Annotated in this window: 18 protein-coding genes; 14 read left to right on the plus strand and 4 right to left on the minus strand. The window is 60.3% G+C overall.

The genetic code is table 11. The annotated features are described in order from the left end of the window. Positions 1-3: 3 nt before the first annotated feature. Genes EQV97_RS23495 through EQV97_RS23505 form a run of 3 tightly spaced genes read right to left on the minus strand, consistent with a single transcriptional unit; the run spans position 4 to position 3,067 of the window. The gene (locus tag EQV97_RS23495) at positions 4-990 is read right to left on the minus strand and encodes an alpha-L-glutamate ligase-like protein (RefSeq protein ID WP_045060983.1); all 987 of its coding nucleotides are present in this window, start codon (positions 988-990) and stop codon (positions 4-6) included. Further along, on the minus strand, positions 990-2,525 hold the full coding sequence (locus tag EQV97_RS23500; RefSeq protein WP_122838083.1) for an inactive transglutaminase family protein: 1,536 nt from the start codon (positions 2,523-2,525) through the stop codon (positions 990-992). Before EQV97_RS23500 ends, EQV97_RS23495 begins: the two co-directional genes overlap by 1 nt. A 5-nt stretch (positions 2,526-2,530) precedes the next feature. Further along, positions 2,531-3,067, minus strand: a complete 537-nt coding sequence (locus EQV97_RS23505) for an ATP-dependent zinc protease (RefSeq protein WP_240890156.1) — start codon at positions 3,065-3,067, stop codon at positions 2,531-2,533. A 302-nt stretch (positions 3,068-3,369) separates the two neighbouring features. On the opposite strand from EQV97_RS23505, the gene EQV97_RS23510 reads away from it, so the two are divergent. The 6 genes from EQV97_RS23510 to prpD all read left to right on the plus strand — a co-directional run bounded on the left by EQV97_RS23510 (position 3,370) and on the right by prpD (position 11,992). Continuing rightward, on the plus strand, positions 3,370-4,089 hold the full coding sequence (locus EQV97_RS23510) for a GntR family transcriptional regulator (RefSeq protein WP_177328579.1): 720 nt from the start codon (positions 3,370-3,372) through the stop codon (positions 4,087-4,089). Further along, entirely contained in the window at positions 4,086-4,976 is an 891-nt protein-coding gene (gene prpB / locus EQV97_RS23515) for a methylisocitrate lyase (protein WP_010456549.1), read from the plus strand. Before EQV97_RS23510 ends, prpB begins: the two co-directional genes overlap by 4 nt. Positions 4,977-5,120: 144 nt before the next feature. Then, complete coding sequence (gene prpC / locus EQV97_RS23520; protein ID WP_240890157.1) at positions 5,121-6,248, plus strand: 2-methylcitrate synthase; 1,128 nt, start codon at positions 5,121-5,123, stop codon at positions 6,246-6,248. Positions 6,249-6,453: 205 nt separating this feature from the next. Continuing rightward, complete coding sequence (acnD, locus tag EQV97_RS23525) at positions 6,454-9,051, plus strand: Fe/S-dependent 2-methylisocitrate dehydratase AcnD (protein ID WP_240890158.1); 2,598 nt, start codon at positions 6,454-6,456, stop codon at positions 9,049-9,051. A gap of 56 nt (positions 9,052-9,107) precedes the next feature. Next, the gene (gene prpF / locus EQV97_RS23530) at positions 9,108-10,310 is read left to right on the plus strand and encodes a 2-methylaconitate cis-trans isomerase PrpF (protein WP_240890159.1); all 1,203 of its coding nucleotides are present in this window, start codon (positions 9,108-9,110) and stop codon (positions 10,308-10,310) included. Between the two features lie 197 nt (positions 10,311-10,507). Next, positions 10,508-11,992, plus strand: coding sequence for a 2-methylcitrate dehydratase (prpD, locus tag EQV97_RS23535; RefSeq protein WP_122838087.1), 1,485 nt, complete (start codon positions 10,508-10,510; stop codon positions 11,990-11,992). A gap of 655 nt (positions 11,993-12,647) precedes the next feature. On the opposite strand, the gene EQV97_RS23540 is transcribed toward prpD, so the two are convergent. Further along, positions 12,648-13,466 (minus strand): pyruvate, water dikinase regulatory protein, encoded by an 819-nt coding sequence (locus EQV97_RS23540; RefSeq protein WP_045060992.1) that lies wholly within the window; start codon positions 13,464-13,466, stop codon positions 12,648-12,650. A gap of 174 nt (positions 13,467-13,640) precedes the next feature. Here EQV97_RS23540 and ppsA point away from each other — a divergent pair, with 174 nt between their 5' ends. From ppsA to EQV97_RS23580, 8 genes are all read left to right on the plus strand, one after another. Continuing rightward, the gene (gene ppsA, locus EQV97_RS23545; RefSeq protein ID WP_122838088.1) at positions 13,641-16,016 is read left to right on the plus strand and encodes a phosphoenolpyruvate synthase; all 2,376 of its coding nucleotides are present in this window, start codon (positions 13,641-13,643) and stop codon (positions 16,014-16,016) included. A 197-nt stretch (positions 16,017-16,213) separates the two neighbouring features. Next, positions 16,214-17,203, plus strand: coding sequence for an alpha/beta fold hydrolase (locus EQV97_RS23550; RefSeq protein ID WP_240890160.1), 990 nt, complete (start codon positions 16,214-16,216; stop codon positions 17,201-17,203). Positions 17,204-17,323: 120 nt separating this feature from the next. Further along, positions 17,324-17,815, plus strand: a complete 492-nt coding sequence (gene rraA / locus EQV97_RS23555) for a ribonuclease E activity regulator RraA (RefSeq protein WP_045060995.1) — start codon at positions 17,324-17,326, stop codon at positions 17,813-17,815. Positions 17,816-17,842: 27 nt separating this feature from the next. Continuing rightward, on the plus strand, positions 17,843-18,838 hold the full coding sequence (locus EQV97_RS23560) for a zinc transporter ZntB (RefSeq protein WP_240890161.1): 996 nt from the start codon (positions 17,843-17,845) through the stop codon (positions 18,836-18,838). 63 nt (positions 18,839-18,901) lie between these two features. Next, entirely contained in the window at positions 18,902-19,150 is a 249-nt protein-coding gene (locus EQV97_RS23565) for a hypothetical protein (RefSeq protein WP_045060997.1), read from the plus strand. Between the two features lie 2 nt (positions 19,151-19,152). After that, positions 19,153-19,977 carry a mechanosensitive ion channel domain-containing protein gene (locus EQV97_RS23570; RefSeq protein WP_008048604.1) on the plus strand — a complete coding sequence of 275 codons (825 nt, stop codon included), beginning with the start codon at positions 19,153-19,155 and terminating at the stop codon, positions 19,975-19,977. Positions 19,978-20,065: 88 nt separating this feature from the next. Further along, complete coding sequence (gene sigX / locus EQV97_RS23575; protein WP_045060998.1) at positions 20,066-20,656, plus strand: RNA polymerase sigma factor SigX; 591 nt, start codon at positions 20,066-20,068, stop codon at positions 20,654-20,656. Positions 20,657-20,763: 107 nt separating this feature from the next. Continuing rightward, complete coding sequence (locus EQV97_RS23580) at positions 20,764-21,798, plus strand: OmpA family protein (protein WP_045060999.1); 1,035 nt, start codon at positions 20,764-20,766, stop codon at positions 21,796-21,798. The last annotated feature ends 26 nt before the right edge of the window (positions 21,799-21,824 follow it).

Raw genomic sequence — 21,824 nt, forward strand, 5'->3', positions numbered from 1 at the left:
CGGTCAGCCTTCAACCGGTGGAATATGCCCGAACATTTCCTGCACGAACGCCACGCGTTCCTCAACCGTCTCGGTCACACCGCGGGCCTTCAAATCTTCCAGTCGCGCCTCGACGGCATGGGTGCGCAGTGTCAGCCCGCAATCGTTGGCAATCTGGATGTTCAGGCCGGGCCGGGCATTGAGCTCGAGAATCAACGGGCCTTTTTCCTGGTCGAGCACCATGTCCACGCCAATGTAGCCCAGCCCGCACAGCTCATAGCAACCGGCGGCAAGCTTCATGAAACCGTCCCAGTAGGGCAGTTGCACACCATCGACCGCGTTGGTGGTGTCGGGGTGCTTGGTGATGATGTTGTTCAGCCAGGTGCCGCGCAGCGTCAGGCCGGTGGCAAGGTCGACACCTACGCCGATGGCGCCCTGGTGCAGGTTGGCCTTGCCGCCGGACTGGCGAGTGGGCAGGCGCAGCATGGCCATGACCGGGTAGCCCATCAGCACGATGATGCGGATGTCCGGCACGCCCTCATAGCTGATGCTCTTGAAGATCTGGTCCGGGATCACTCGGTATTCGATCAGGGCGCGGTCGCGGTGACCGCCCAGGGAATACAGGCCCGTGAGGATGCTGGAGATATGGTGCTCGATCTCCTCATGGCTGATGATCTTCCCGGACACCGTGCGATAGCGCCCCTCGAAGCGGTCAGCGATCACGATGATGCCGTCACCGCCAGCGCCCTGGGCCGGCTTGACCACGAAATCGGTGCGCCCGCCGATGATCTCGTCGAGCTTGTCGATTTCCTTCTCGGTGGAGATCACCCCATACAGTTCCGGCACATGGATGCCGGCAGCGATCGCGCGCTCCTTGGTGATGATCTTGTCATCGACGATCGGGTACAAGCTGCGCTTGTTGTACTTGAGCACATAGTCCGCGTTGCGCCGATTGATGCCCATGATGCCCCGGGCTTCCAGGGCCTTCCAGGTCTTCCAGAAACCGAACATCAGGCGTCAGCCTTCTTCAGGAACGCCTTGAAACGCACCAGTTCGGTCAGGCGGTAGCCGCGATAGCGACCCATGGCCAGCATGAAGCCCACCAGGATCAGCAGGATCGCCGGGAACGTGAACACGAAGTACACCAGTTCCGGCACGCTCATGATCAGGTGCGCCAGGGAGGCGGCGAACAGGGTGCCGACCGCCACTTTCATGGCATGGCCACCGCCGCGTTCTTCCCAGGTGATCGACAGGCGTTCGATGGTCATGGTCAGAATCACCATCGGGAACAGCGCCACCGACAGCCCGCGTTCCAGGCCGAGCTTGTGGCTGAACAGGCTGATCGCCGCAATCAGCACCACCACGAACGTCAGCACCACCGACAGCCTCGGCAACATCTGCAGCTTCAGGTGTTCAAGGTAGGAGCGCAGTGACAGCCCAAGCGCGGTGATGATGGTGAACAGCACGATGCCGAAGCCCAACTGGGTTTCCCGGAAGGCCAGGGCGATCAGTACCGGGGTAAAGGTCCCGAGGGTCTGGAGGCCGATCAGGTTGCGCAGGATCAGGATCACCAGCACGCCGATCGGGATCATCACCATGATCATGAAGGTCTGCTGGGTCTGCAGGGGCAGGCCATACAGCGAATATTCGAGGAAGTTGGCGTCGGTGTTTTCATCCGTCAGCTTGGCCAGGCGAATGGCGTTCATTTCGCTGTTGTTCAGGCTGAAGGTCACATTGGCTTTCTTGCCACCATCGACAGTGATCAGGTTTTCATCGCCGGTCCACCACAGCAGGCGGTCGGTCGGCAGGCCCTGCTCGCCGGTTTCCGGGTTGAAGTACAGCCAGTCGGTGCCGTTGAAGCTGCGCAGCCACAGTTCGGGCACTTGCGGCTGGTCGGCCACCAGGCGGATGGTGTGGACTTTCTCGATCGGCACGTGGGCGATCGACAGCAGCAGCTCGACGATCCGCGCCTTGTGCACGGTGGACGGATCACCGCCCAGCAGCAGCTTCACGTTGTCGTCGTTGAGGTTGTTGACCCGCTTGATGGCCTCGCCAATAAAGGTCTCGACGTCGGCCGAATGCTGGCGGATGGGCGCGAGCAGGGCTTCGGCGGCGATTTTCTCCGGACCTTCGACCACGATGCTGTCGCGGAAGGTGGGGCCCTTGATCTTGGCCTTCTCGCCGGTGTAGCGCTTGGTCAGCACCAGGCGGTAGTACAGCGTCTGGTTGCCCTTGGCCCGTCGCGCAGACCAGGTGACCTTGCGGTTGCCGTCGACACGGTTGACCGCCACGCCATAGTTATTGGAAATGAAGCTTTCGTTGAGGCTGACATAGTCGCGGCTCAACGGCGGCACGAACATCTGGATCTTGACCGGATCCTTGGCACTGGCGACGAACTCGACCTTGGCGTCGATGTTCCACAAGTCGTCGGTAGCGTCTTCGGTCACTGGAATGCCGAGCACGAAAATCTGATAGGCCGTCACTGAAATGCCCAGCACCACCAGGATGGCGATCAGGATTCTCAGATGGAGTGTAAGAGCGCGCATTGGAATTACTCTGCGGTATGTGCGTCGGTGGCGCAGGCGGGTTTGCCAGCAGCGTATTTAAGACTTGGATCGACCAGCGCGTCGAAGCGTTTGAGTGCTTCGGAGCCGATCAGGAGCGGGAATTGGAAAGCGCTGCGGTCGGTTAGGTTCACTTCGATGCTGCGTAAAGCCGAACCCATGCAGATATCCAGCTCGATCACCGGACGAGCGGTGTACTTCTTGCCCTCATCGGGATCGTAGTCCCCGGCGCGTCGCTTGATCTTGCTGACGCGGGCCAGCGGTCGCTCGATCGGGTGCGAGTGCGCGGTGTCGATGGCCAGGTAGAAGCGCACCCAGGATTCGCCATTGCGCTTGAAGCGCTTGATATCCCGGGCACTCAGCGAGGCGGTTTTCGCGCCCGTGTCGAGTTTGGCCGCGACTTCAAGGTCGATGCCATTGAGGGACGCATATTCGTTGAGGCCGTAAACGGTCTTTTCCCCCGCCGCGGCGACGCCGGGCAGGCAAAGGAGATAGAGGAAGGTGCAAAAGGGCTTGAGTGTCATAAATCCTGGGGCGCAGCGGTCCGTGTATTGATTCAAGGCCCTGGCATCGCTGCGCAAGCTCCCTCGTATGCCAGCCATCATGTGATGACGGGCGGTGCAGATGTCACAAACAAATGCGGGCGGCATTCTAGCACGGTGGTTTTATGGCGCCACCGCTGGCAGGGGGCTATACCCTCTGATGCCGAGCCGGTAGGTTTCATACGCTTATTAGACGATTGTCGACAATATCCATATTTCCTTTGACTGTACGTACCGTTTTCGCTAGTTTTCCCGGTATCAGCTTTCAAGGTGTCGACAATATGCTGGATCAACTCGATCCCCCGGTCATTGCCCAGGACGATTCGGAGACGTTGTCCGAGAACGTCTTCCGGCGCATCCAGGCGGCCATCGTCAAGGGCGAGATCGCTCCGGGCAGCAAGATCTCCGAACCGGAGCTGGCGCGCACCTATGGTATTAGCCGCGGGCCGCTGCGCGAGGCCATCCATCGCCTGGAAGGCCAGCGCCTGTTGGTGCGCGTACCGCATGTCGGGGCGCGTGTGGTATCGCTCAATCACGCCGAACTGCTGGAACTCTACGAAATTCGCGAGTCCCTCGAGGGCATGGCCTGCCGCCTGGCGGCCGAGCGCATGACCCTGGAAGAAATCGACGAACTGCGCCGGGTGCTCGAAACCCATGAGCGCGATGAGGCGTTCCAGGCCGGCATCGGTTATTACCAGCAGGAAGGCGACTTCGATTTCCATTACCGGATCATCCAGGGCAGCGGCAACCGCACCCTGACCCAGATGCTCTGCGGCGAGTTGTACCAACTGGTGCGCATGTACCGCATGAAGTTTTCCACCACGCCCAACCGCCCGCACCAGGCGTTCGCCGAACACCACCGAATTCTCGATGCCATCGCCGACCGTGACGGTGAACTGGCCGAGTTGTTGATGCGCCGCCATATCGGCGCCTCCAAACGCAATATCGCCCGTCACTACCAGGACGGCGCTAACCAGACAGCCACTGAACGAGGTGAGTCATGAGTTCCAACAAGAGCACTCCAGGCCAGCGTTTCCGCGATGCGGTCGCCAGCGAGCATCCGTTGCAAGTCGTTGGCGCGATCAACGCCAACCATGCGTTGCTGGCCAAGCGCGCCGGTTTCAAGGCCATCTACCTGTCGGGTGGCGGGGTCGCGGCTGGCTCCCTCGGTGTGCCGGACCTGGGTATCACCGGCCTGGATGACGTGCTGACCGACGTACGGCGCATTACCGATGTCTGCGACCTGCCGCTGCTGGTGGACGTGGATACCGGGTTCGGTTCCTCTGCGTTCAACGTCGCGCGTACCGTCAAGTCGATGATCAAGTTTGGCGCGGCGGCGATTCATATCGAAGACCAGGTCGGCGCCAAGCGCTGCGGTCACCGCCCTAATAAAGAGATCGTGTCGCTGCAGGAAATGGTCGACCGCATCAAGGCGGCCGTCGATGCGCGTACCGATGACAGTTTCGTGATCATGGCCCGCACCGACGCCCTGGCAGTGGAAGGTCTGGAATCTGCCCTGGATCGCGCCGCGGCGTGCATCGAGGCCGGCGCCGACATGATTTTCCCGGAAGCCATCACCGAGCTGGATATGTACAAGCTGTTCGCCAACCGCGTGAAAGCGCCGATCCTGGCCAACATCACCGAATTCGGCGCGACCCCGCTGTACACCACCGAGCAGTTGGCAGCGGCCGACGTGTCCCTGGTGCTGTACCCGCTGTCAGCCTTCCGGGCCATGAACAAGGCGGCGGAAAACGTCTACACCGCAATCCGTCGCGACGGCACTCAGCAGAATGTCATCGACACCATGCAGACTCGCATGGAGCTTTACGATCGCATCGATTACCACACGTTCGAGCAGAAGCTTGATGCGTTGTTTGCCGCCAAGAAATGACCGATGAAGATCGCAGCCTCGTTTCACTCGACAGCTCCTACCGGGGCGTCGAACGCGGTCCTGTAGGAGCTGCCGGAGGCTGCGATCTTTTCAGCATCACCAGAAATTGCAGATTCCCTAACAAATTCAAAATTGGAGACAGCAATGGCCGAAGCAAAAGTACTCAGTGGCGCCGGGCTCCGTGGTCAGGTTGCCGGGCAAACCGCACTGTCCACCGTGGGCCAGTCGGGCGCAGGCCTGACCTATCGCGGCTACGACGTTCGCGAACTGGCGGCAGACGCACAATTTGAAGAAGTGGCGTACCTGCTGCTGTACGGCGAGCTGCCGACCCAGGCACAACTCGCCGCTTACCAGGACAAACTCGGCAAGCTGCGCGACCTGCCGCAAGCGCTCAAGGAAGTCCTGGAACGCATTCCCGCCGACGCCCATCCGATGGACGTGATGCGCACCGGCTGTTCGTTCCTGGGCAACCTGGAACCGGAGAAAGACTTCTCCGAGCAGCATGACAAGACCGATCGCCTGCTGGCCGCTTTCCCGGCGATCATGTGCTACTGGTACCGCTACAGCCATGACGGCAAGCGCATCAACTGCGTGAGCGACGAACCCTCCATCGGTGGTCACTTCCTGCACCTGCTGCACAGCAAAAAACCGAGCGAGCTGCACGTCAAGGTGATGAACGTTTCGCTGATCCTCTACGCGGAACATGAGTTCAACGCCTCGACCTTCACCGCACGGGTGTGTGCCTCGACCCTGTCCGACCTCTACTCGTGCGTCACCGCGGCCATCGGCTCGCTGCGTGGGCCATTGCACGGTGGCGCCAACGAAGCGGCGATGGAAATGATCGAGCGTTTCTCCTCCCCGGAAGAGGCGATCAAGGGCACCCTCGGCATGCTCGAGCGCAAGGACAAGATCATGGGCTTCGGCCACGCGATCTATAAGGACAACGATCCGCGCAACGAGGTGATCAAGGGCTGGTCGAAAAAGCTCGCCGAAGAAGTCGGCGACACTGTGTTGTTCCCGGTATCCGAGGCGATCGACAAGACCATGTGGGAACAGAAAAAACTGTTTCCCAACGCCGACTTCTACCATGCGTCGACGTACCACTTCATGGGCATCCCGACCAAGTTGTTCACCCCGATCTTCGTCTGCTCGCGCCTGACCGGCTGGGCGGCGCACGTCTTCGAACAACGCGCCAACAACCGCATCATCCGCCCGAGCGCCGAGTACACCGGCGTCGAACAGCGCAAGTTCGTGCCAATCGAACAACGCTGAATGGTGGGAGCGCCGACGCAGGGATTTGAACATATCGCAAATCCCTGTGGGAGCGGGCTTGCCCGCGATGACGGAGTCACATTCGACATAAATGTCGCCTGACCCACCGTAATCGCGGGCAAGCCCGCTCCCACAGTGGATGGTGTTGAATTCAAGCCCGGTACCAGGCTCCACCTTCTGAACACACCGTGACCGAGTCCTGACGATGAACACTGAATTTCGCAAACCGCTGCCCGGCAGCCATCTGGATTACTTCGACGTCCGCGCGGCTGTCGACGCCATCCAGCCGGGTGCCTACGACACCCTGCCATACACCTCCCGCGTCCTTGCGGAAAACCTGGTGCGTCGCTGCGACCCGGCCACGCTCACCGAATCCCTCAAGCAATTCATCGAGCGCAAACGCGACCTCGATTTTCCGTGGTTCCCGGCGCGTGTGGTCTGCCACGACATCCTCGGCCAGACCGCGCTGGTCGACCTCGCCGGCCTGCGCGACGCCATCGCTTTGCAAGGCGGCGACCCGGCGCAAGTCAACCCGGTAGTGCCGACTCAACTGATCGTCGACCACTCCCTGGCCGTCGAGCGCGGTGGGTTTGATCCGGAAGCGTTCGAGAAGAACCGCGCCATCGAAGACCGCCGCAACGAAGACCGTTTCCACTTCATCAACTGGACCAAAAAAGCCTTCAAGAACGTCGATGTGATCCCGCCAGGCAACGGCATCATGCACCAGATCAACCTGGAGAAAATGTCTCCGGTGATCCAGGTGCGCGACGGCGTGGCGTTCCCCGATACCTGCGTCGGCACCGACAGCCACACCCCGCATGTCGATGCGCTGGGCGTGATCGCCATTGGCGTGGGTGGCCTGGAAGCGGAAAGCGTGATGCTCGGTCGTGCGTCGTGGATGCGTCTGCCGGAAAGCGTTGGCGTTGAACTGACCGGCAAGCTGCAGCCGGGCATCACCGCCACCGACATGGTGCTGGCGCTGACCGAGTTCCTGCGTCAGCAAAAAGTCGTCGGCGCATGGCTGGAATTCTTCGGTGAAGGCGCGGCCAGGCTGACCCTCGGCGACCGCGCCACTATTTCCAACATGGCCCCGGAATACGGCGCCACGGCTGCGATGTTCTACATCGACCAGCAAACCATCGACTACCTCAAACTCACCGGCCGTGAAGACGAGCAGGTGCAGCTGGTGGAGAACTACGCCAGGATCACCGGCCTGTGGGCCGACAGCTTGAAGCATGCGCAATACGAACGTGGGTTGACCTTCAACCTGTCTTCGGTGGTGCGCAATATGGCCGGCCCGAGCAACCCGCACGCCCGTGTCGCGGTGTCGGACCTGGCCGCCAAAGGCATCTCCGGTCAGTGGGACGATGTTCCAGGCCAGATGCCCGACGGCGCCGTGATCATCGCCGCCATCACCAGCTGCACCAACACCAGCAACCCGCGTAACGTGATCGCCGCCGGCCTGCTGGCGCGCAATGCCAACAAGCTGGGGTTGACCCGCAAGCCATGGGTCAAGTCGTCCCTGGCGCCGGGCTCGAAAACCGTCGCGCTGTACCTCGACGAAGCCGGCCTGACCGACGAACTCGAGCAACTGGGCTTCGGCGTCGTGGCCTTTGCCTGCACCACCTGCAACGGCATGTCAGGCGCACTGGATCCGGTGATCCAGCAGGAAATTATCGACCGCGACCTGTACGCCACCGCCGTGCTGTCGGGTAACCGCAACTTCGACGGGCGTATTCACCCGTACGCCAGGAATGCGTTCCTCGCGTCCCCGCCACTGGTGGTCGCCTACGCCATCGCCGGCACCATCCGTTTCGACATCGAGAAAGACGTGTTGGGCCTGGACGCAGACGGCAAGGAAATTCGCCTGAAGGACATCTGGCCAAGCGACGAAGAGATCGACGCAGTGGTCAAGGCATCGGTCAAACCCGAGCAGTTCCGCCAGGTCTACATCCCGATGTTCGCCATCCACGAAGACACCGGCCCGAAAGTCACGCCGCTGTACGACTGGCGCGAGATGAGCACCTACATCCGTCGTCCGCCCTACTGGGAAGGCGCGCTGGCCGGTGCCCGTCCGCTCAAGGGCATGCGTCCGCTGGCGGTGCTGCCGGACAACATCACCACCGATCACCTGTCGCCGTCGAACGCCATCATGCTCGACAGCGCCGCCGGTGAATACCTGGCGAAAATGGGCCTGCCGGAAGAGGACTTCAACTCTTACGCGACTCATCGCGGCGACCACTTGACCGCGCAACGCGCGACCTTTGCCAACCCGAAACTGTTCAACGAAATGGTCCGGGAAAACGGCAAGGTCAAGCAAGGTTCGCTGGCACGCGTCGAGCCGGAAGGGCAGGTGATGCGCATGTGGGAAGCGATCGAAACCTACATGGAACGCAAGCAGCCGCTGATCATCATCGCCGGCGCCGACTATGGCCAGGGTTCTTCCCGGGACTGGGCGGCGAAAGGCGTGCGCCTGGCCGGTGTGGAAGCGATTGCCGCCGAAGGTTTCGAACGCATCCACCGCACCAACCTGGTGGGCATGGGCGTATTGCCGCTGGAGTTCAAGCCAGGCACCGACCGCCACACCCTCGCCATCGACGGCAGCGAAACCTACGACGTGATTGGCGAGCGTACGCCGCGTGCCGAATTGACGCTGGTGATCCATCGCAAGAACGGCGAGCGCGTCGATGTGCCAGTGACCTGCCGCCTCGATGCCGCTGAAGAAGTGTCGATCTACGAGGCCGGAGGCGTGCTGCAACGTTTCGCCCAGGACTTCCTCGAAGAGTCGGCGGTGGCCGTTTAACAACTCGATATGCCGCGACGGGACTTCAGGTTCCGTCGCGTCTTTTAAGGAGCACCATGGCTCACGCAACCCAGTTCGCACCGCAGATCAAAATCCCCGCCACTTACATGCGTGGCGGCACCAGCAAGGGGGTGTTCTTCAGCCTCAAAGACCTGCCCGAAGCGGCACAGGCTCCAGGCCCGGCGCGCGATGCCTTGCTGCTACGGGTGATCGGCAGCCCCGACCCCTACGACAAGCAAATCGACGGCATGGGCGGCGCCACTTCCAGCACCAGCAAAACCGTAATCCTGTCGAAAAGCACCAAGGCCGACCACGACGTCGATTACCTGTTCGGCCAGGTCTCCATCGACAAGCCTTTTGTCGACTGGAGCGGCAACTGCGGCAACCTGTCGGCGGCGGTCGGTTCGTTTGCCATCAGCAATGGCCTGGTGGACGCCAGCCGTGTCCCGCACAACGGCGTGGCCGTGGTTCGCGTGTGGCAGGCCAACATCGGCAAGACCATCATCGCCCGCGTGCCGATCACCCACGGCGAGGTGCAGGAAACCGGCGATTTTGAACTCGATGGCGTGACCTTTCCCGCGGCCGAAGTCCAGGTCGAATTTCTCGACCCGGCTGCGGAAGAAGAGGGGGGCGGTGGTTCGATGTTCCCCACCGGCAACCTCGTCGATGACCTGGAAGTGCCGGGCGTGGGGACCTTCAAGGCGACTATGATCAACGCCGGCATCCCGACCATCTTCGTCAACGCGCAAGACATCGGTTACACCGGCACCGAACTGCAGGGTGCGATCAACGGCGACCCGAAAGCGCTGGCGATGTTCGAGACCATTCGCGCTTACGGCGCCCTGCGCATGGGCCTGATCAAGAACCTCGACGAAGCGGCCACGCGTCAGCACACGCCGAAAGTGGCCTTCGTTGCTGCGCCTGCGGACTACGTAGCGTCCAGCGGCAAGGCGATCAAGACGGAGGATGTCGACCTGCTGGTGCGCGCGCTGTCCATGGGCAAGTTGCACCACGCGATGATGGGCACGGCGGCCGTGGCCATTGGTACGGCGGCAGCGATTTCCGGCACGTTGGTCAACCTCGCGGCCGGCGGCACCGAACGCAATGCGGTGCGCTTCGGCCATCCATCCGGCACCCTGCGCGTAGGCGCCGAGGCGAGCCTGGTTGACGGCGAGTGGACCGTGAAAAAAGCCATCATGAGCCGCAGTGCGCGGGTACTGATGGAAGGCTTCGTGCGCGTACCGGGTGATTCCTTCTAACCCGGCACGGCAGCCCCTGTAGGAGCTGCCGAAGGCTGCGATCTTTTGATCCTGGTTTTTACGATCAAGATCAAAAGATCGTCCGAACGCGGCCCGAGCTTTCGGCAGCTCCTACAGTGGAAAACCACTTCAATAATAAAATTTGATTGCCCTGAACCGAGGTCCCATCAACGAACCACTTCAAGAGTGAATCGAACATGAGCACCAACGTCGACCAGAACAACCGCCCCGATTACGACTCCGTCCTGCAGGACATCGCCGACTACGTCCTCACCTTCAAGGTTGAATCTGCCGAAGCCCTGGACACTGCCCGCAACTGCCTGATCGACACCCTCGGCTGCGGCCTGCTGGCCCTGCGCTTCCCCGAATGCACCAAACATCTGGGGCCGATCGTCGAAGGCACGGTGGTGCCTTTTGGCGCACGGGTGCCGGGCACCAGCTACCGCCTCGACCCGGTGAAGGCCGCCTGGGATATCGGCTGCATCGTGCGCTGGCTCGATTACAACGACACATGGCTCGCCGCGGAGTGGGGTCACCCGTCGGATAACCTCGGCGGTATTCTCGCGGTAGCCGACCACCTGTCGCAAAAACGCCTGGCCAACGGCGAAGCACCGCTGACCCTGCGCGCAGTGCTTGAAGCCATGATCATGGCCCACGAAATCCAGGGCGTGATTGCCCTGGAGAACTCCTTCAACCGAGTGGGTCTGGACCACGTCATCCTGGTCAAAGTCGCCTCGACCGCCGTCACCGCCAAACTCATGGGCGCCAATCGCGAGCAACTGCTGTCAGCCTTGTCCCATGCCTTTGCCGACGGCCAGGCCCTGCGCACCTACCGGCATGCACCGAATGCCGGCTCGCGAAAGTCCTGGGCAGCAGGCGATGCCACCAGTCGCGGGGTACGCCTGGCGGACATCGCGATGCGCGGGGAAATGGGCATTCCCGGGGTGCTGACGGCCCGGCAGTGGGGGTTCTACGACGTGTTGTTCAGCCACACCAACAACGATCTGGCGCTCAAGCCGCAAGACAAGCGCACGTTCAGTTTCTCCCGTGCATACGGCTCCTACGTGATGGAAAACGTGCTGTTCAAGATCAGCTTTCCCGCCGAGTTCCACGCACAAACTGCCTGTGAAGCGGCAGTGACCCTGCACCCACAGGTGCGCAACCGCCTGCATGAAATCGACCGGATCGTCATCACCACCCACGAGTCGGCGATCCGCATCATTTCCAAGGTCGGCCCGCTGGCCAACGCGGCGGATCGCGATCATTGCATCCAGTACATGACGGCCGTGCCACTGGCGTTCGGCAACCTGGTGGCCGAGCAATACGAGGATGCCTTCCACGCAGCGCACCCGATCATCGATGTGCTGCGCGAGAAAATGGTCATCGTCGAAAGCCCGGTTTACACCCGTGAATACCTGGAAGCCGACAAGCGCTCGATCGCCAATGCGGTGCAGGTGTTTTTCAAGGACGGGACCAGTACCGAGAACGTGGCGGTGGAATACCCGATCGGCCATCGCAGGCGTCGTGCCGAAGGCATTCCATTGCTGGAGGACAAGTTCAGGACGAACCTGCTGACTCGATTCACCCGCCAGCGTAGCGCTGAGATCTTCGAGCTGTGCAAGGATCAGGCTCGGCTGGAGGCGACACCGGTGAATCGGTTTGTGGATTTGTTTGTTATCTGAGGGACCGCGTTATCGTTCAATCGCCAGCAGGCTGGCTCCCACAGTTGATTTGTGTGCACCGCAGGTTCCCTGTGGGAGCCAGCCTGCTGGCGATGAGGCCGGAACAGGCAATGGAAAATGACTCGAACCGCTAGCAGGCTAACTCCCACAGTTGATTTGTGTGCACCGCAGGTTCCCTGTGGGAGCCAGCCTGGTGGCGATGAGGCCGGAACAGGCAATGGAGAATGACTCGAACCGCTAGCAGGCTAACTCCCACAGTTGATTTGTGTGCACCGCAGGTTCCCTGTGGGAGCCAGCCTGCTGGCGATGAGGCCGGAACAGGCAATGGAGAATGACTCGAACCGCTAGCAGGCTAACTCCCACAGTTGATTTGGTGTGCACCGCAGATTCCCTGTGGGAGCCAGCCTGCTGGTGATGAGGCCGGAACAGGCAATGGAAAATGACTCGAACCGCTAGCAGGCTAACTCCCACAGTTGATTTGTGTGCACCGCAGGTTCCCTGTGGGAGCCCGCCTGCTGGCGATGAGGCCGGAACAGGCAATGGAAAATGACTTGAACCGCTAGCAGGCTAACTCCCACAGTTGATTTGGTGTGCACCGCAGATTCCCTGTGGGAGCCAGCCTGCTGGCGATGAGGCCGGAACAGGCAATGGAGAATTACTTGAACCGCCGCTCGACGCCTTTCTCCACCAGGATCTTCGCCGAAATCTCTTCAACGGAAAAATGCGTGGAGTTGATGTTGGGAATGTTCTCGCGGCGAAACAGGTTCTCCACCTCGCGCACTTCGAATTCGCACTGGGCGTAACTCGAATAGCGGCTGTTGGGCTTGCGCTCGTTGCGGATGGCCGTCAGGCGGTCCGGGTCGATGGTCAGGCCGAACAGCTTGTGCTGGTGGGCGCGCAGGGCGTTGGGCAGTTGCAGGCGCTCCATGTCGTCTTCGGTGAGCGGGTAGTTGGCCGCGCGGATGCCGAATTGCATGGCCATGTACAGGCAGGTCGGCGTCTTGCCGCAGCGCGATACGCCCACCAGGATCAGGTCGGCCTTGTCGTAGTAGTGCGTGCGGGCGCCGTCGTCGTTGTCCAGGGCGAAGTTCACCGCCTCGATGCGCTCCATGTAATTGGAGCTGGTGCCGATCGAATGGGATTTGCCGACGGTGTAGGACGAATGCTCGGTCAGTTCCTGTTCCAGGGGCGCCAGGAAGGTCGAGAAAATGTCGATCATGAAACCATTGGAAGTGGCGAGGATCTCACGAATGTCCTGGTTGACGATGGTGTCGAAGATGATCGGCCGGAAGCCGTCGGTTTCGGCGGCTTTGTTGATTTGTTGTACCATGGCCCGCGCTTTATCCACGTTGTCGATGTACGGTCGCGTGAATTTGCTGAAGGTTATGTTTTCGAACTGCGCCAGAAGGCTTTGGCCCAGGGTTTCGGCTGTGATGCCGGTGCCGTCGGAAATAAAGAAAGCAGATCGTTTCATTTGCACCTTGGGCCTTAAGCTAATGATCATTCTTGGATATGATAGGCGCGATTTGTCGGCCGCCAATGGCCCGCATTCTCACTTATTTTCCAGGTCCAGGCCATACAGCCGGAAAACGCCCCTCAGGGCAGCCGGCTTCTGAGCTTTTCCAACACAGTTAGTGGAGAGATCACCTTGGTAGAGTACGTAGTTTCCCTCGATAAGCTCGGCAAACACGATGTTGAGCATGTGGGGGGCAAGAACGCATCCCTGGGCGAGATGATCAGCAACCTTGCAGGTGCCGGTGTATCGGTGCCCGGTGGCTTCGCCACGACAGCTCAGGCTTATCGTGATTTTCTCGAACTCAGCGGCCTGAACGACCAGATCCACGCCGCCCTGGACGCCCTCGACGTCGACGATGTCAACGCCCTCGCCAAGACCGGCGCCCAGATCCGTCAATGGATCATGGAAGCCGAGTTCCCCGAGAAGCTCAACGCCGAGATCCGCACCGCGTTCGCCACGCTGTCGGCCGGCAACCCTGACATGGCCGTTGCCGTGCGCTCTTCCGCGACTGCCGAAGACCTGCCGGATGCGTCCTTCGCCGGTCAGCAGGAAACCTTCCTGAACATCCGTGGTGTCGAAAACGTCATTCGCGCCGCCAAAGAGGTGTTCGCTTCGCTGTTCAACGACCGTGCGATCTCCTACCGCGTCCACCAGGGCTTCGACCACAAGCTGGTGGCCCTGTCGGCTGGCGTGCAGCGCATGGTCCGCTCCGAAACCGGCACCGCCGGCGTGATGTTCACCCTCGATACCGAATCGGGCTTCCGTGACGTGGTGTTCATCACCGGCGCCTACGGCCTGGGTGAAACCGTCGTACAAGGCGCGGTGAACCCGGATGAGTTCTATGTCCACAAAGGCACGCTGGAGGCGGGTCGTCCGGCCATCCTGCGCCGCAACCTGGGCAGCAAGGCCATCAAGATGATCTACGGCGAAGTCGCCACGGCCGGCAAGTCGGTGAAAACCATCGACGTCGACAAGGCTGATCGCGCACGTTTCTGCCTGAGCGACGCCGAAGTCAGCGAGCTGGCCAAGCAGGCGATGATCATCGAGAAGCACTACCAGTGCCCGATGGACATCGAGTGGGCCAAGGACGGTGACGACGGCAAGCTCTACATCGTGCAGGCCCGTCCGGAAACCGTGAAGAGCCGCACCCAGGCCAACGTCATGGAACGTTACCTGTTGAAAGAAACCGGCACCGTGCTGGTTGAAGGTCGTGCCATCGGCCAGCGCATCGGCGCGGGCAAGGTGCGTATCATCAAGGACGTGTCCGAGATGGACAAGGTCCAGCCAGGCGACGTACTGGTGTCCGACATGACCGACCCGGACTGGGAACCGGTCATGAAGCGCGCCAGCGCCATCGTCACCAACCGTGGCGGTCGTACCTGCCACGCGGCGATCATCGCTCGCGAACTGGGGATTCCGGCTGTAGTCGGTTGCGGCAACGCCACCCAGCTGTTGAAAGACGGCCAGGGCGTGACCGTTTCCTGCGCCGAAGGCGACACCGGCTACATCTTCGAAGGCGAACTGGGCTTCGACATCAAGAAAAACTCCGTTGATGCCATGCCCGACCTGCCGTTCAAGATCATGATGAACGTCGGCAACCCGGACCGTGCATTCGACTTCGCGCAACTGCCGAACGCCGGTGTGGGCCTGGCCCGTCTGGAATTCATCATCAACCGCATGATCGGCGTGCACCCCAAGGCCCTGTTGAACTACGACGGCCTGCCGCAGGACATCAAGGACAGCGTCGACAAGCGCATCGCCGGTTACAACGACCCGGTCGATTTTTACGTCGACAAACTGGTTGAAGGCATCAGCACCCTGGCCGCCGCGTTCACCCCGAAAAAGGTCATCGTGCGCCTGTCGGACTTCAAGTCCAACGAATACGCCAACCTGATCGGTGGCAAGCTCTACGAGCCGGAAGAAGAAAACCCGATGCTGGGCTTCCGTGGCGCCTCGCGTTACATCAGCGAGGCGTTCCGCGACTGCTTCGAGCTCGAGTGCCGCGCCCTCAAGCGTGTGCGCAACGAGATGGGCCTGACCAACGTCGAAATCATGGTGCCATTCGTCCGTACCCTGGGCGAAGCGAGCCAGGTGATCGATCTGCTGGCCGAGAATGGCCTGGCCCGCGGCGAGAACGGTCTGCGCATCATCATGATGTGCGAACTGCCATCGAACGCGATCCTCGCTGAAGAATTCCTCGAGTTCTTCGACGGCTTCTCCATCGGTTCCAACGACCTGACCCAGCTGACCCTGGGCCTGGACCGTGACTCCGGGATCATCGCGCACCTGTTCGACGAGCGTAACCCGGCCGTCAAGAAGCTGCTGGCCAACGCCATTGCCGCGTGCAACAAGGCTGGCAAGTACATCGGCATTTGCGGTCAGGGCCCTTCGGACCACCCGGACCTGGCCAAGTGGCTGATGGAGCAGGGCATCGAAAGCGTTTCGCTGAACCCGGACTCCGTACTGGAAACCTGGTTCTTCCTGGCGGAAGGTCAAGCAGCCGTTTGATTGTGTGAGCGGGCCGCTCCTCTGTAGGAGCGAGCTTGCTCGCGATGGACGTCAACGATAATGCGTTTATCCTGGATAAACGCGGCGTCCTGAGGTTCTTCGCGAGCAAGCTCGCGCCTACAGGGGGGAACGGCCGTTTTAGAGATTCAAGTAGGGCGGGCTCCTCTGGAAGCCGCCCTTTTTTGTGCAAGAGCATTATGCAAAGCAGCAGCCAACTATTTCCTGTCGCCCTGATCAGCGCCGAACGCCGCGGTGATCTGAGCGAAGACGTCTACCGTTTGAAACCCGCCAACAGCCCGGACGGCACCGTCGAACTGGCCGTGACGCGCCTGGGCATGGCCGACGAGCCGTCCCGGCGCGGTGTGCCGGTGATTCTGCTGCATGGCAGCTTCTCCAACCGCCGATTCTGGTTTTCCCCCAAAGGCCTGGGACTGGGTGCTTATCTGGCCCGCCTCGGTTTTGATGTCTGGATCCCGGAAATGCGCGGCCACGGCCTGTCGCAGCGCAACCAGGGTTACCGGCAGAACCGCGTCGCCGACTACGCGCGCTACGACCTGCCGGCCATCGGCGCCTTTGTGCACGAGCAAAGTGGCCAGGCTGCGCACTGGATTGGACATTCGCTGGGGGGCATTACCCTGGCGGCGGCGCTGGGCGGCCAGTACATCGACGAGTCGGTGGTGGCGTCTGCCGCCTTCTTCGGCACACAGGTCAGCCGCACCTATTGGCCGCTGAAGATCCCGCCAGTGGAGTGGGGCGGTCGCTTCATCCTCAAGCGCTTTGCCCAGCTCTCCGGTTCAAGGCTCAAGCGCGGTCCGGAGGACGAGCCGATCGGCCTGGCCCTGGAAAGCATGCGCTGGTACGGCCTGTTCGGGCGTTTTGGCGATGCGGACAAGGATTGGTGGGCCGGGTTGGCGGACGTGCAACTGCCGGTGCTGGCCGTCAGTGCTGCGGGCGATCATCAGGACCCGACCTGGGCCTGTCGCAAGCTGTTCGAGCAGATCGGTTCCGAGCACAAGCAATTCGTCAATCTGGGTCGCGACCAGGGCTTTGCCGATAATTTTGGTCACGTCGAGATGCTCGTCAGCAAAGCCGCCCAGGCCGAAGTGTGGCCGCTGGTTGCGCGCTGGCTGGTCGACCAGCGCACGGCGCTGTTGCCTGGCCAGGCGGATTTAGCCGCGGCAGTCTGAGCGCAATGCTCTATCAAGGGCATTTCGCTCGCACCGGGTTGCGGCTAAGATATGACGCATCATGCTTTTCCGGTCACTTTGCGACATCTCGATTGTCTTCCTCTCTACAGGAGTTTCTCGATGAACCATTACATCACCCCTGACCTGTGCGACGCCTATCCGGAGCTGGTCCAGGTGCTGGAACCGATGTTCAGCAATTTCGGTGGCCGTGATTCCTTCGGCGGCGAAATCGTGACCGTCAAGTGCTTCGAGGACAACTCGCGGGTCAAGGAGCAGGTCGAGCTCGAGGGGCATGGCAAAGTGATGGTCGTCGACGGCGGCGGTTCCCTGCGTCACGCACTGCTGGGTGACATGCTGGCCGAGAAGGCGGCGAAAAACGGCTGGGAAGGCCTGGTGATCTACGGCTGCATCCGCGACGTGGATATCATTGCGCAGACCGACCTCGGCGTTCAGGCCCTCGCCAGCCACCCACGCAAGTCCGATCGGCGTGGAGTCGGCGAAATCAACATCCCGGTGACGTTTGCCGGCGTGACCTTTCGCCCGGGCGAATACATCTATGCGGACAACAACGGCGTGATCATCTCGCCCAGCCCGCTGCAGATGCCCGAGTAAGCACGCGCGACCAACTTAGGGGTGAGGATGTTCGAGGAAGACAACGCGCAGTGGGGGCTGGTGCATGCCCTGGTGCTGGATGGTAAAGGCGGTGCGCGTTCGATAGCCCGGACTGAGCTCGATGACTTGCAGTTGCAGGCCCACGAAAGCCTGTGGCTGCACTGGGACCGCAGTCATCCGCAGACCCAGACCTGGCTGCGCAAATACAGCGGCCTGACCGAGTTCAGCTGCGACCTGCTGCTTGAGGAGAACACCCGGCCGCGCCTGTTGCCGCTGCCGGACTGCGAATTTTTACTGTTCCTGCGCGGCATCAACCTCAATCCCGGGGCGGAACCGGAAGATATGGTCTCCGTGCGCATCTTCGGTTCGGCGCAGCGGGTCATTTCCCTGCGCCTGCGCCCGTTGCGGGCCACCGATGAATTGCTGGCGCAGCTCGAAGAAGGCAAAGGCCCGAAAACCGCCTCTGAACTTATACTTTATATGGCCCAGCTGCTCACCCACAAGGTGCAGGATCTGGTCAGTTGCCTCTCGGAAGTGGTCGATGAGGAAGAAGAAAAACTGGATGCCGACGAACGGTATACGCCCGAGCATGGAGCCATTTTGCAGATCCGTCGCAGGGCGGCTGCGCTGAAGAGATTCCTCGCTCCGCAGCGCGATATTTTCGGCCAGCTGACGCGGATAAAATTGCCCTGGTTCGTCGATGACGATGCCGATTACTGGAACGAATTGAACAACAGCCTGACGCGTTATCTCGAAGAGCTGGAATTGACCCGGGAGCGGGTGGGGTTGGTCCTCGAGGCCGAAGATCGGCGTTTGAGCGTGCGCATGAACCGCACGATGTACCGTTTTGGCATCATCACCGGGATCTTTTTGCCGATGAGTTTCCTGGCCGGTCTACTGGGTATAAATGTCGGCGGGATTCCGTTGTCCGACAGCCCCTATGGCTTCCTGGTGGCCTGCCTGATGATGGTCTCGGTGGCGCTCGGGCAGTGGTGGTTATTCCGTCGTTTGCGTTGGGTCTGACGATGCGTCATGTGACCCGGGCAAATTTGATCGCGTCTTTCACAGACATCACGAGAGGTGCGTATGCACGATCCGTTTGAACAGTCTTTGCGCGACATGCTCAAGGCATCACCGTCCACCCGGGACGACGATGCGTGCCTTGGACGTGTATTGAAAACCGCCAACCGCCAGGTCGGCGCCGGTGATCTGTTCAGTCTGCTGGGCCGCTGGTTGCCCGCGCTGATGATCGCCCTGAATAACGGATCGGCCCATGTCTCGCCGGTTTCCCGTCACCGTAAACCTACTGTTCGCACTGCTGATAAGGCTGATTGAATATGGAACTTGATCTCTGGACTCAGAGCCTCGTCACTGCAATGACTGCGTTATGGACCAAGGTTGCAAACTTCATCCCGAACCTCTTTGGCGCACTGGTGGTGCTGCTCCTGGGTTTCGTGGTGGCCAAGCTGCTCGATACGTTGCTGTCCAAACTGCTGGCCAAGCTGGGCCTTGATCGCCTGATGGGCGGCACCGGTTTGACCAAGCTGTTGTCCCGCGCCGGGCTGCAGGTGCCCATCTCGACATTGATCGGTAAAATCGTATATTGGTTCGTCCTGCTGATTTTTTTGGTGTCAGCTGCGGAATCTCTTGGACTTGAGCGAGTCTCAGCTACGCTAGACATGCTCGCGCTGTATTTGCCGAAGGTTTTCGGCGCCGCGCTGGTGTTGCTGGTGGGTGTGCTCCTGGCGCAACTGGCCAATGGGCTGGTGCGCGGAGCCGCAGAAGGTGTGGGGCTGGATTACGCGTCGGGCCTGGGGCGAATTGCCCAGGGCCTGGTGATCATCATCAGTATTTCGGTCGCGATCAGCCAGTTGGAGGTCAAGACTGACCTGCTCAACCATGTGATCGTCATCGTTTTGATTACCGTTGGTCTGGCCGTAGCGCTGGCCATGGGATTGGGAAGCCGGGAAATTGCCGGTCAGATTCTTGCGGGAATCTATGTGCGTGAGTTGTATCAGGTTGGGCAACAAGTGCGTGTTGGCGAGGTCGAAGGCCAGATCGAAGAGATCGGCACGGTTAAAACCACATTGCTGACCGACGAGGGTGAGCTAGTCTCACTCTCCAATCGGATCCTCCTGGAGCAGCATGTGAGTAGCCGCTAACCCGGCAAACCCTGCTAATGTATGCCGCCGCAAATGGCCCTGGAAAGGGCTGCGGCGGACATTGACCTGACTGTCGGCCCGACTTGTTTTGAATAAAGCTCAATCGCTCTCCACGCGCTACGACCCCCGCGAGCTCTCTGATGAGGAGTTGGTCGCGCGCTCGCACACCGAGCTGTTTCACGTAACGCGCGCCTATGAAGAACTGATGCGGCGTTACCAGAGAACATTATTTAACGTCTGTGCACGATATCTTGGGAACGATCGCGACGCGGACGATGTCTGTCAGGAAGTGATGCTGAAGGTGTTGTATGGCCTGAAGAACTTCGAGGGGAAATCGAAGTTCAAAACCTGGCTCTACAGCATCACGTACAACGAATGCATCACGCAGTATCGCAAGGAACGGCGTAAGCGTCGCTTGATGGACGCTTTGAGTCTGGACCCCCTCGAGGAAGCATCTGAAGAAAAGATGCCCAAAGCCGAGGAAAAGGGTGGACTTGATCGCTGGCTGGTGTATGTGAACCCGATTGACCGCGAAATTCTGGTGCTACGATTTGTCGCAGAGCTTGAATTTCAGGAGATCGCAGACATCATGCACATGGGTTTGAGTGCAACAAAAATGCGTTACAAACGTGCTCTAGATAAATTGCGTGAGAAATTTGCAGGCGTAGCTGAAACTTAGTTCGACGCAAATATCTCTTACGTGTAGGCAAGTTCTGATAGACTTGCCGCCGAGTTGTCCCCCGGTTTGCGGGACTGCTTCACAATCACCAGATGGGGATTTAACGGATGAAACTGAAAAACACCTTGGGCTTGGCCATTGGTTCTCTTATTGCTGCCACTTCGTTCGGCGCTCTGGCACAAGGCCAAGGCGCAGTTGAAATCGAAGGCTTCGCTAAGAAAGAACAATTCGACAGCGCTCGTAACTTCAAGAATGACGGCAACCTGTTCGGCGGTTCCGTAGGTTACTTCCTGACTGACGACGTTGAACTGCGTCTGGCCTACGACGAAGTGCACAATGTCCGTTCCGACAGCGGCCAGAACATCAAGGGCGCTAACACCGCTCTGGACGCTCTGTACCACTTCAACAACCCAGGCGACATGGTTCGTCCATACGTTTCGGCCGGTTTCTCCGATCAGAGCATCGATCAGAACGGCTCGAACGGTCGTAACCGTTCCACCTTCGCCAACGTTGGCGGCGGTGCCAAGCTGTACTTCACCGAGAACTTCTACGCCCGTGCTGGCGTTGAAGCTCAATACAACATCGACCAGGGCGACACCGAGTGGGCTCCTAGCGTCGGTATCGGTGTGAACTTCGGTGGCGGCTCCAAGCCTGCTGCTGCTCCAGTTCCAGCACCAGCTGAAGTCTGCTCCGACAGCGACAACGACGGCGTTTGCGACAACGTTGACAAGTGCCCGGACACCCCAGCCAACGTAACTGTTGACGCTGACGGCTGCCCAGCAGTTGCTGAAGTTGTTCGTGTAGAGCTGGACGTTAAGTTCGATTTCGACAAATCTGTTGTTAAAACCAACAGCTACGGCGACATCAAGAACCTGGCTGACTTCATGAAGCAGTACCCATCGACCAGCACCACTGTTGAAGGTCACACTGACTCCGTCGGTCCTGACGCTTACAACCAGAAGCTGTCTGAGCGTCGTGCAAACGCCGTTAAGCAAGTTCTGACCAACCAGTACGGTGTTGAATCGTCCCGCGTTCAGTCCGTTGGCTACGGCGAATCCCGCCCAGTTGCTGACAACGCTACTGAAGCTGGCCGCGCTGTAAACCGTCGCGTAGAAGCGCAGGTTGAAGCTCAAGCTAAGTAATTAGCTCGCAGCTCTGAGGAAAGCCC

Source organism: Pseudomonas sp. TMW22090 (genome assembly GCF_022496665.1).
Lineage (GTDB): Bacteria > Pseudomonadota > Gammaproteobacteria > Pseudomonadales > Pseudomonadaceae > Aquipseudomonas > Aquipseudomonas gregormendelii.

Coding starts and splice junctions, on each gene's coding strand:
- EQV97_RS23495 (WP_045060983.1), bottom strand. CDS start 990: ATGTTCGGTTTCTGGAAGACCTGGAAGGCCCTGGAAGCCCGGGGCATC.
- EQV97_RS23500 (WP_122838083.1), bottom strand. CDS start 2,525: ATGCGCGCTCTTACACTCCATCTGAGAATCCTGATCGCCATCCTGGTG.
- EQV97_RS23505 (WP_240890156.1), bottom strand. CDS start 3,067: ATGACACTCAAGCCCTTTTGCACCTTCCTCTATCTCCTTTGCCTGCCC.
- prpB (WP_010456549.1), top strand. CDS start 4,086: ATGAGTTCCAACAAGAGCACTCCAGGCCAGCGTTTCCGCGATGCGGTC.
- prpC (WP_240890157.1), top strand. CDS start 5,121: ATGGCCGAAGCAAAAGTACTCAGTGGCGCCGGGCTCCGTGGTCAGGTT.
- acnD (WP_240890158.1), top strand. CDS start 6,454: ATGAACACTGAATTTCGCAAACCGCTGCCCGGCAGCCATCTGGATTAC.
- prpF (WP_240890159.1), top strand. CDS start 9,108: ATGGCTCACGCAACCCAGTTCGCACCGCAGATCAAAATCCCCGCCACT.
- prpD (WP_122838087.1), top strand. CDS start 10,508: ATGAGCACCAACGTCGACCAGAACAACCGCCCCGATTACGACTCCGTC.
- EQV97_RS23540 (WP_045060992.1), bottom strand. CDS start 13,466: ATGAAACGATCTGCTTTCTTTATTTCCGACGGCACCGGCATCACAGCC.
- EQV97_RS23550 (WP_240890160.1), top strand. CDS start 16,214: ATGCAAAGCAGCAGCCAACTATTTCCTGTCGCCCTGATCAGCGCCGAA.
- rraA (WP_045060995.1), top strand. CDS start 17,324: ATGAACCATTACATCACCCCTGACCTGTGCGACGCCTATCCGGAGCTG.
- EQV97_RS23560 (WP_240890161.1), top strand. CDS start 17,843: ATGTTCGAGGAAGACAACGCGCAGTGGGGGCTGGTGCATGCCCTGGTG.
- EQV97_RS23565 (WP_045060997.1), top strand. CDS start 18,902: ATGCACGATCCGTTTGAACAGTCTTTGCGCGACATGCTCAAGGCATCA.
- EQV97_RS23570 (WP_008048604.1), top strand. CDS start 19,153: ATGGAACTTGATCTCTGGACTCAGAGCCTCGTCACTGCAATGACTGCG.
- EQV97_RS23580 (WP_045060999.1), top strand. CDS start 20,764: ATGAAACTGAAAAACACCTTGGGCTTGGCCATTGGTTCTCTTATTGCT.